At 44.6% G+C, this 11,073-nt stretch carries 7 protein-coding genes; 5 read left to right on the forward strand and 2 right to left on the reverse strand.

The genetic code is table 11. From position 1 onward, the window contains the following. Positions 1-48 precede the first annotated feature (48 nt). Entirely contained in the window at positions 49-1,896 is a 1,848-nt protein-coding gene (locus FNC98_RS01835) for a sodium:solute symporter family protein (RefSeq protein ID WP_143579660.1), read from the forward strand. 20 nt (positions 1,897-1,916) lie between these two features. Further along, the gene (locus FNC98_RS01840) at positions 1,917-4,478 is read left to right on the forward strand and encodes a glycoside hydrolase family 3 C-terminal domain-containing protein (RefSeq protein ID WP_143579661.1); all 2,562 of its coding nucleotides are present in this window, start codon (positions 1,917-1,919) and stop codon (positions 4,476-4,478) included. 341 nt (positions 4,479-4,819) lie between these two features. Here the strand turns inward: FNC98_RS01840 and FNC98_RS01845 are convergent, their stop codons facing one another. Together FNC98_RS01845 and yeiP are read right to left on the reverse strand one after the other, a co-directional pair. Then, positions 4,820-6,415: an arylsulfatase gene (locus tag FNC98_RS01845; protein WP_143579662.1), complete on the reverse strand. Its 1,596-nt coding sequence runs from the start codon at positions 6,413-6,415 to the stop codon at positions 4,820-4,822. A gap of 229 nt (positions 6,416-6,644) precedes the next feature. Further along, on the reverse strand, positions 6,645-7,217 hold the full coding sequence (gene yeiP / locus FNC98_RS01850) for an elongation factor P-like protein YeiP (protein WP_143579663.1): 573 nt from the start codon (positions 7,215-7,217) through the stop codon (positions 6,645-6,647). A 406-nt stretch (positions 7,218-7,623) separates the two neighbouring features. Between yeiP and FNC98_RS01855 the strand changes: the two genes are divergently transcribed. The 3 genes from FNC98_RS01855 (at position 7,624) to FNC98_RS01865 (ending at position 10,840) form a co-directional block, all read left to right on the forward strand. Next, positions 7,624-8,589: a flavin reductase family protein gene (locus tag FNC98_RS01855; protein WP_143579664.1), complete on the forward strand. Its 966-nt coding sequence runs from the start codon at positions 7,624-7,626 to the stop codon at positions 8,587-8,589. Positions 8,590-8,654: 65 nt separating this feature from the next. After that, entirely contained in the window at positions 8,655-9,647 is a 993-nt protein-coding gene (locus tag FNC98_RS01860) for a fatty acid desaturase family protein (RefSeq protein ID WP_409574572.1), read from the forward strand. A 329-nt stretch (positions 9,648-9,976) separates the two neighbouring features. Beyond that, on the forward strand, positions 9,977-10,840 hold the full coding sequence (locus tag FNC98_RS01865; protein ID WP_143579666.1) for a universal stress protein: 864 nt from the start codon (positions 9,977-9,979) through the stop codon (positions 10,838-10,840). The last annotated feature ends 233 nt before the right edge of the window (positions 10,841-11,073 follow it).

Here is an 11,073-nt window from a genome sequence, read left to right on the forward strand (position 1 = left end):
TTTCACGCGTCAAAATGCAAGTTTTTTTTGTTGAGTATTACGATAACAATGAACCTCACAACACTCGATTTAGGCATCATTGCCTTATATTTAATTGCCACATTAGCGGTGGGTTTTTGGATTTCCAAACGCGCTTCTAAGAATATTGAAGGCTACTTCCTGGGTGGTAAAACCTTACCCTGGTATTACCTCGGACTGTCGAATGCTTCTGGTATGTTTGATATCAGCGGTACCATGTGGCTCGTTTATTTACTGTTTATATACGGCCTGAAAAGTATCTATATTCCCTGGCTATGGCCGACATTCAATCAGATTTTCCTGATGGTGTTTCTATCAATCTGGTTGCGCCGCTCAGGCGTTATGACAGGGGCTGAATGGATAAACTTTCGATTTGGCGAAGGGCGTGGAGCAAAGCTTAGCCACCTGATTGTTGTGGTATTCGCGCTATTTTCCGTGCTTGGTTTTCTCGCCTATGGTTTTGTCGGTATTGGTAAGTTTGCCGCCGCATTCCTACCCTGGCAGTTAGCCGCAGACCCTCATCACAATGAAATTGCCTATGGTCTGATTTTCACCGCCATTACCACCATCTATGTAGTCAAAGGCGGCATGTTCTCGGTGGTTATCACCGAAGTGTTGCAGTTTTTCATTATGACGATTGCCAGTATCGCGATTGGCGTTATTGCGATGATGCAGGTTTCTCCAGAAATGCTCGCCGCAGTGACGCCGGATGGTTGGTATGACGTTGGCTTTGGCTGGCAGTTGGATCTGGACTGGCGCGGTATTTTAGATTCAGCCAATCAGCGTATCGTTGATGACGGATTTTCTCTGTTTACTGTGTTTATGATGCTGGTGCTATTTAAAGGCATTTTATCAAGCATGGCAGGCCCCGCACCAAACTATGATATGCAGCGGATATTGTCGGCGCGAACGCCGGTAGAAGCGGCAAAAATGAGCTGGTTTGTGAATGTTGTGCTGATTGTTCCACGTTACATGATGATCACCGGTCTGGCGGTGTTAGCGCTGGCCTTCTTTATCCCGGATCTGGCAGCCATGGGTGACGATGTCGATTTTGAACAAATCCTGCCCTTTGCCCTGAGTAATTATATTCCCACAGGTTTATTAGGTATTGTGGTTGCCGGTTTACTGGCAAGCTTTATGTCGACCTTCGCCGCAACGACCAACGCCGCCCCAGCATACGTGGTAAATGATATTTATAAGAAATACATTAACCCCAATGCCGAAGACAAAACTTATGTGAAAGTCAGTTATCTGGTATCGCTGGTGTTTGTTATTATCGGTACCGCAATCGGTTTATTTGTCCCGTCTTTAAATGACATCATTCTTTGGTTGGTATCGGCGCTTTGGGGCGGATATACCGCTGCTAACATGTTGAAATGGTATTGGTGGCGCTTCAATGGCCACGGTTATTTCATCGGTATGCTTACCGGTATGGTCGCGACCGTGCCATTGGCTTTTGTCGACTTATCGCCACTTGAAGGATTCCCGTTACTGTTTGCCGCATCCTTGCTCGGTTGTATCGTTGCCACCTATCTGACGCCAGCTGAAGACATGGAAACCTTAACGAATTTTTATCGAAAGACCCGACCGTGGGGCTTTTGGAAACCGGTGATTGCAGAGATTCAAAAACAACAACCAGACTTTGAACCGAATCGCCAATTCGCTCGCGATATGGGCAATGTTTTGGTAGGGATTATCTGGCATACGTCGTTAACGGCGACTGCTATCTTCCTGGTTATTCAGTCCTGGACCGAACTATACGTTAGCCTGGGCTTAGTGGCAGTGACGTCAATTTATTTAAAACGGATGTGGTGGGATCGATTATCAGACGAAGATACACCGCAACCACAATCGCAAAAAACTCTGGCAATGGATTAACTCAGGAAACAGGATTTATTATGCAAAAACGTAAATTATTAACCATTGCCATGGCTTCGGCCCTGGTGGCTTGTAGCCCTAAGCCGGCAAGCGAAAATAATCAATCTACAGAAACGGCGAGCAACAGCTATGCCGATAAACAAGCACGTTTGGCCGCCGTTGAAACCAATGTAGAAACACTGTTATCGCAATTGACTCTGGAAGAGAAAATCTCCCTGGTTCATGCCAGTGGTAAGTTTCATATTGATGCTATTGAACGACTGGGTATTCCCGAACTTTGGTTATCCGATGGTCCTCACGGAGTCCGGCATCAGATCGCACGTTATAGCTGGGATTCAGCTGGCTGGGATGATGATCATTCTACCTATTTACCACATTTGACTTCTGTGGCTGCCAGTTGGGATCCGAATATGGCGACCATGCATGGCAACGTTTTAGGCGCAGAGGCCAGAGATCGCGGTAAGGACATTATCTTAGGGCCGGGCATAAATCTCGCCCGTTTACCTTTGTATGGCCGTAACTTTGAATATATGGGGGAAGACCCTTTCCTGGCGGCGAGCCTGGTCGTACCGGAAGTTCACGCGATTCAAAGCCATGATGTGGCGGCAAATGCCAAACACTATGCGTTAAATACCCAAGAGCTAAACCGCATTGGGGTAAACGCTAAGCCTGACGAACGCACCCTGCGAGAAGTTTACCTGCCGGCGTTTGAAGCCGCGGTTAAAGAAGGTGGCGTGTACTCAATCATGGGCGCATATAACGAGTTTCGTGGCACCAATGCTAACCAGTCGAAACACCTGGTTATGGATATCTTAAAAGGTGAGTGGGGCTTTGACGGTGTGCTGTTAACGGACTGGAACGTTGATATCAATACCTATGATGCCGCCGTGAATGGTCTGGATCTGGAAATGGGTACTAACGTTGAAAATTATGATGATTACTTTCTTGCCAAACCATTCCAGAAAATGATTGAAGAGGGCAAGATTGACGAGTCTGTGCTTGATGATAAGGTTCGCCGCGTGCTTCGTTTGATGCAGCGTGTTGGCTTATTCGATGACAATCGACTTGCCGGCAGTCGCAATACCAAAGAGCATCAGCAAGCGGCCAGAACCATTGGCGCCAATGGTGTGGTGCTGCTAAAAAACCAGGATAACATCTTGCCTCTTGATAAAAGTAAGTTGAAGAACGTTCTGGTGCTTGGTCCTAATACCGATAAAAAGCATGGCCAGGGTGGTGGTTCTTCAGAAGTTAAATCTTTGTATGAAGTAACGCCGCTGCAAGGGCTGAAAAATGCCTTAGGTGAAGGTGTGAATATCCAGGTGATGCGAGCGCGTTCCAGTTCTTTAGCGCCAATTGCGGCCGATTACATTGCCAGTCGTCACTGGACCGGTACACCTGCATGGACGGTTGCGTATTATCAGGATGCAGAGCGAACCGAGCTGGTTAGCGAGAACTGGATTGTTAACTCTGAATTTAAAGCGAAAAATGCTGAGCAGACTTATGTAACTATGAAGGCTCAGGTTAAGCCTTTACAGTCCGGAATACATACTTTGAATCTGCAAGTTGCCGGCGACATCGATATTGCTATCAATGGTGAGTCGGTGATTACTGAGTCGACTGGCGCCGATAAACAGAGTTTTACCGCTGAGGCGCAACTTACCGCCGGTACGGAATACGAATTCACTATCAACTACAGTGGTAGTGGTGAATATGTGCTTGGTTGGGATGCGCCGGGTAGCTTGTTTACGCCGGAAGAGGAATATCTTGCCGCCGCGAAAGATGCCGATGCGGTAATATATTTCGGTGGCTTGAGCCATGGTGATGATCGTGAAGCGATAGACCGTCCGGATATGAAATTACCTAACTCCCAGGATGAAATCATCAGCAAGTTGTTGTCCGCAAATCCAGACACATTAGTGTTTTTAGTTGCAGGTTCTGCAGTTGAAATGCCGTGGGAGCAGGACGCCAAAGCGATTGTCTGGGGCTGGTACGGTGGTCAGGAAGCTGGAAATGCCTTTGCTGATGTTATCTTCGGCGATGTGAACCCGGGCGCTAAAATGCCAATGGTGTTGCCAAAGCGCCTTGAAGATTCTCCGGCAATCGCCCTGGATGATTACAATGAGATTGAGTCATTCTATAAAGAAGGGGTATTTATCGGGCATCGTTGGTTTGAGCAACAAAACATTGAGCCTTTATTTGCCTTTGGTCACGGTCTTTCCTACACAAGCTTTACGTTACAGGATCTGCGTTTATCAACGGATAGCTTTGATGGCGAGGGTAAGCTGGGTGTAACGGTAAACGTCACCAATACCGGCCAGCGTCAAGGCGCGGAAGTAGTGCAGTTATATCTACATGATGTTAAAGCAAAAGTGGAGCGCCCTTATAAAGAGCTGAAAGGTTTCGCCAAGGTGTTTTTAAAACCGGGAGAAAGCCAGGACGTATTCATTGAAATTGATAAGCGTGATATGTCGTTCTGGGATGTGGACAGTAACGACTGGCTCGCCGAACCGGGTGAGTTCGAAGTGCTTATTGGTACCGCCAGCGACAATATTGTTCTGCAAAAAGGCTTTACGCTGCAATAATACCAATCCCATTAAATTATTGCTCACTCAGTGAGAATTTAAAGGCTTTTAGACAAGGCTTTGATTGCAGAGAATGGTTATTCCATTGTCAAAATCAGTAACGCGGGATAAACGCCTTTAAAACTCACCCGTAGGGAGTTAGTGAGAGGCCCATTTACGGCCCTATATTTCATTAATATAGAATGACTATATCAATAAAATCTATGTTGTAAATGAACCTCGGCCCTAACTCTGAGTTGTGCACAAACTTAGTGGGATTGGTATAAGCTAGCCTGTCATTTACTAAAAAGCCTGTAACATCAATAAGGTGCTACAGGCTTTTTGTTTTCTATTGCCAATATCTACTGTTTACTCTTGTTGATATATTCCTCTACCACATTAGACATATCAAATGACTTACCGCCTTGCACCGGAGGATAATCGGACAGGGTTTTCAAATGTTCCCCCATTAATACCCCCATAGGTTGAATGAGCCATGAAACCTTTTGCAGTAAATGCCCGTAAGAATCGGAATTATCATAAGTTTCAAAAGGATCCATACGAATATTAAATACTAAAGGCACCGTCCTCGGAACTACGTTAGCGTAGTAATCTTCTTTGGTAGAGAAGTGGAACTTCCAAGGTCCCATGCGAACCGCGGTCAACTTGGACTCGTAATAATGAAATATATGATTGCGAGCCGACTGCTCTGAATCACCCATCCAATAAGGCAGATTATTCACACCATCAATGTATTGTTTTTTCTGGTCCATCATATCTTTGGCTACATCCTCGACCCCGGCTGCAGCTGCCAAGCTAGTAAACATATCCTGATGACCCTGGATGCCATTTAAGATCTTTCCGGCTTTGAGTTTTGCCGGCCAACGGATCATTGACGGAACCCGGACACCACCTTCATAGGTGGTCATCTTTTCTCCACGGAATGGGGTCGTAGCACCATGCGGCCATGATGAATGCTCAGGGCCATTATCGGTTGAATACCAGACAATGGTATTTTCATCTAAGTCATTGTCTTCAAGAAAATCGAGGACGATGCCGATATCGTGGTCGTGCTGTAACATCCCCGAGCCATGATAATCCGCTTCAGACGTATACTTTTCTGCTGCATAGCGCCATTTATCGTTCAAGCGAGTGTATAGATGCATACGGCTGGTGTTGAGCCAAACGAAGAAAGGTTTGCCATCCTTTTTCGCGGTTTTCATAAAATCCAGCGCTTTCGGGATCACTTCTCCCTCATCGAAGTTTTTCATCCGTTCCTGGGTTAGTGGCCCGGTATCTTCGATGGTTTGCTTACCGACGACACCGAATCTTGGATCTTCGGTTTTATCATTTTTGTCGGTGGCAAACGAATGAATCACCCCTCGGGTGCCGAACTTGTTCTCATAGCTTTCTAAGTCACCGGAAAATTGCTTACCAAACGCCTGATAGTCACGTTGTTCGGCTTCTTCCTGAGTATTCAAATGATATAAATTACCGAAAAACTCATCAAATCCATGAACAGTGGGCAGGTGTTCATTTCGATCACCCAGATGGTTTTTGCCAAAATGTCCGGTAGCATATCCCTCGTCTTTTAACACCTCTGCCAGACTCGGAGACTCCGCCTGCAAGCCCAAGCTATCGCCTGGTTGACCAACGGTGGTCATGCCCGATCGGATTGGATACTGACCGGTGATAAAAGCTGCGCGTCCTGCCGTACATGAAGGTTGCGCATAATGATCGGTAAACCGGATCCCTTCGTTGGCAATCCGATCAATATTGGGAGTGGTATAGCCCATGACGCCCATGCCATAAGAGGTTAAATTCTGCCAACCGATATCATCACCCCAGATAACCAGGATATTTGGTTTGTCTTTGGCAACGGATAACGCGGAAAGGCAAGAGAGTAATAGAACGGAAGCGATTGTAATGACTCGCTTTATTAATGTTAACTTGAGCATCAACTTCTCCTGAATCGAATTTCATTACGATGGGTTACGACAAAATAATGCCAGTTAAAAGAATAGTTCAAGGAACAGAAAATGCTGAAAATTATGGGGTTTCTATGACGTGATTAAGTCATAAATAGCACGTTTGGGACAGGAAGTTAGATAAGGGAAAAATAGGAATTTAAACAGCGGAAAATAGATGCCAATATCTCGCTTACATTGGCATCCGTATTACCGAAGGCTATTTGTCACCGCGGCCCATAAATTTGCGCTCTTCGGTGTTTACTTTGATCGTATCGCCGGTAGAGATATGCTCAGGTACTTGAATCACAAGTCCGGTAGAGAGCGTTGCAGGCTTGTTGCGAGACGTTGCTGACGCGCCTTTGATAGAAGGTTCAGTTTCCGTAACTTCCAACTCAACACTTGCTGGTAAATCGATACCTACAGGATTGTCATCAACGATAATGGCATAAATGCCCTGGGTATTTTCGGTAATGAAAGGTACCTGATCGCTGATGTTGTCTTTGTTGATGTTATATGGCGTGTAATCTTCATCATCCATAAACACATATTCGTCACCGTCGATATAAGAGAAAGTGGCTGGACGACGCACTAGATCAGCCATTGTCAGCATTTCTACATCTTTAAACGTCTCATCAATCTTGTGACCTGTTACCACGTTGTACATACGCATGCGGTACAGACTTCCACCGGCACGACCTTGCGGTACCGAGCGCTCGATATCTTTGATGATGTAAACGCCATCATTAAATTCGATGGCAGCATTTTTTTTAACTTCACTTGCCTTAGGCATAATAAAATCTCTTGTTTAATGGATTAGGGGCAAGATAGCAGAGTCGTATCAAAGCCTCAACTATAGGTACTTGCTCTTTCTCCCTTAACCTCAGGTTTTAAGTTTATGGGAAATTAAACCGTGAAAAAATTTGCTGGCTTTCGCCTTTTTATCGCCTTACATCCTATTTATGTCTCTAAATGTCACACTAAGAGTACAGTTGTTCACCAAAGGTAATTGTTATGAATAAATTTTAGCTTTAACTGGTAGGATCTCTTGCTTATTTTTAATTTCAGTTTACAATCGTGCGCTGAAATTAGTGTACACGTGTAAACTTAAAATGAAATCACCTTTCCAACCAGTTAGTAATTGGTTTAGTCAGCGCTTTTTGCATCACTCATCGCTGGCCGGGTATTTAGAACCCGTAATGCAATTATTTAAACCCGCATGGCGAAGCGGTTATTATCGTGCCCGGGTTTTGACGGTCTCAAACATCGGCGCAGATACCCTGTCTCTGGCATTACAACCTGGCTCTGATTGGCCAGTTCATCAGGCCGGTCAACATATTGAATTGACCATGGAAGTGAACGGTAGTTTAAAGACCCGAGTGTTCACCATTGCATCCAGTTCTAAAAAGGCAATCGAACAGCAGGTTATTCGCCTTGTCATTAAGACCAATCAAGGCGGTCTGTTCACGCCATTTTTATCTGAATTGAAAGCTGGTGACTGGCTCAATATTTCCGCGCCTAAAGGCGAATTTTTATTGTCGTCTGAAAAACCGGTAACCATGTTTGCTGCAGGTTCTGGGATCACGCCTTTTATCGCCATGTTGCAGCAAGCAAAGTCACAACTTACGCACCCGGTTCATTTGCTTTATTACGCCAAAGCTGGCGAGCACCTGCTTGTCGATGAGCTTAATGGTATCGCCGCCGAGGACCAGAGTTTTACCCTTGAGTTATTGACTCGTCAGAACGATGGCGATGTTTGTGAGCACCTGTCGCGATTTACCGATACCGACTTTATGGTTTGTGGTCCGGCAGAGTTTTATCAGCCGGTCGCAGAGTACGCCAATCAAGCTCAGGTTAGCCTAACCAGCGAGCATTTCTCGATTTTGCCAATGCTAGCGAATGACAGTGACAAACAGCAGTTCCAGGTTTCACATAATGGCAATTCTTTCGTTGCTGACAATCAACAAACCCTGTTAACCCAGGTACAAAACCAGAATATTAATGTCAGCTATGGCTGCGGTATGGGTATTTGTCACCAGTGCCAGTGCGTTAAGAAAAAAGGCGTGGTTAAGGATGTGCGCAGCGGCAAGCTCTCGGATTTTGGTGAAGAGCTTATTCAGTTATGTGTTTCTCAGGTAGTCAGTGATGTGGAGTTAGAACTATGACCCAAGTGAGTCAACCAAATTACCAGTTGCTGGAGCAACAACTTAATCAGGTTCGTGATGAGACTATGGCGAAAGTAGGAAGCAGTGATGCAGGCTACATTCGTAAGGTTATTGTCATGCAACGAGTACTGGAATGGTCTGGTCGAATTCTGTTGGTACTTGGGTTTATTAGCCCCTGGTTATGGGGTATCGGGGTACTAGCTCTGGCAGCCGCTAAGATATTGGATAATATGGAAATTGGTCACAATGTTATGCATGGCCAATATGACTGGATGAATGACAAACACATTAATTCAAAAAGTTATGAATGGGACATTGCTTGTGATGGTAAAAGCTGGAATCGGGTGCATAACTATGAACACCATACCTTTACCAATATTATCGGCAAAGATCGTGATTTTGGATATGGTCTGCTGCGACTGTCTAATGATTTTAAATGGCGAATAAAGAATCTTTGGCAGTTTATTACCTACATTAATCTCAGCGTTCTGTTCGAATGGGGCATTGCCTATCATGAACTTGCCGCTGAACGAGTGTTTTTTGGTAAGAAAAAAGAAAACCGTGACTACAAAGTTTCCCATCAGGAACTGAAAAAGCGTTTTTTCAGTAAAGGCACAAGGCAGATTGTTAAAGATTATCTGATCTTCCCGATATTGGCGGGCCCGTTCTTTCTGTGGGTGTTTTTCGGTAATTTGCTGGCGAATGTGCTTCGCAATTTGTGGACCTCCACCATCATTTTTTGCGGTCACTTTACCGGCGATGTGCAAACCTTTACCGAGCAAGAGTGTGAAAATGAAAGCAAAGGGCAGTGGTATTATCGCCAGGCTCTGGGTTCTTCCAATATCAAAGGTGGTAACTGGTTCCATCTGATGACGGGGCATTTAAGTTTCCAGATAGAGCACCATTTATTTCCAAGTATGCCGGCAAAACGTTATCGGGAGATAGCGCCTAAAGTACAGGCAATCTTTAACCAGCATGGCATTCATTACAACACTGGTAGTTTTATAAGTCAGTATTCTTCGGTGCTAAAGCGGATTGTACGTTACTCGTTTCCTTAACGATTTAGGCAATAAACTCCTCTTTTTGTTCTGGTCACTGACGGCCCTGTTAGTGACCAGAAACCTCTCTTACGCCCTGCTATAAACCCTGATTTTCCTTATTCCAATGTGGCAGTTTCATCAGGCTATCCGAACAATAAAACGCTAATAACCGCCGCTCGTTCAGTGCCTGTTTTTAATGGCACTTTTTCGCAACATTCTGATAGTTAATGCAAACATCTGTTATGTATTGCTAAGGCATACTCAAAGTGAGCAACTACCTACATCGTCTTGACGGGGTAATATTAACTCGATAAATTAATCGTTGTTGTAAATTTTGCAGGATAGCTATGCCCAAATCGATTTTAGTGATGACCGATGTCAATGAAACCAATAATTGTTCATTAAAGAAGGCTCTTGAAATCGCCGGGCCATTGGGCACTGAAATAGAAGCGGTACGCTTCATTAAGGCAAACTCTGCGGAGCAAGCAGACAGCGTAGACCTTGATAGTCACTCTGAAGCGCTGGCAGCATCTGTACAAGAAGTGTTCGCCGATTATCAATACAAGGAACTGATCAAAAGCCAGGTTGTTGTTACCGACGATATCGTCAAATGGGTTAGTGACTATTGCCAGGAAATTGACTTCGATTTAGTGGTCAAAGCGGGTCATCGTTCGGAAACCTTGTTTCATACGCCTTGCGATTGGGAATTAACGCGCAGCTTAGAGGTTCCGGTACTGATTGCCAGTCAGCAGAAATGGCGCAACAAACATGTAGTTTTAGCTGCCATTGATCCAACAGCAAAAGATGAGGTTCATCGTCAATTAAATGACGCGATATTAACATGGACAAAAAAGTGGGCTGAGAAATTCGATTGCACCATCCATGTGGTATACAGCCTTCCCGTTTCTAATATCTTAAGAGAGTTGGATATTATTGATGTGGAGGAATATGCAAGGAAACACCGAGGCGAAGGTGTAGAAAAACTTACAGAATTACTTAACGGATACGATTTACCTGACGTTAATTTACATGTCGCTGCTGGTGCGCCAGAGCGAACCATACCTCACTGTGCCAATGAACTAAAAGCTGAACTGGTCATTATGGGCAGTAAGGGGAAAAGTGGCTTACCAGGTGTGTTATTTGGCAATGTAGCCGAGAAAGTGATCCATCATTTACGGACGGATTCTCTGATTATCGAAAGCAGAAAATAGATTGCTTGTAGAGGATAAACCAACGGATAGTGTTTAGGCATCCCGTTTTTACATTGTTGCTAGTTTGGTTATCGATAACAGATAATAACGCTCCACTTATGTTAATGTGTAATGCGCATAAATAATTGACTAACATCCAAACTTCTCAACGCATAAACACGATCCATTTGAAAAATATTAATTGGATATTATTGAATATTAATAAGAGCCTAGTTACTAAACTAGCGTAACCA

Origin of the sequence: Thalassotalea sp. PS06, from assembly GCF_007197775.1 — a bacterium.
Lineage (GTDB): Bacteria > Pseudomonadota > Gammaproteobacteria > Enterobacterales > Alteromonadaceae > Thalassotalea_A.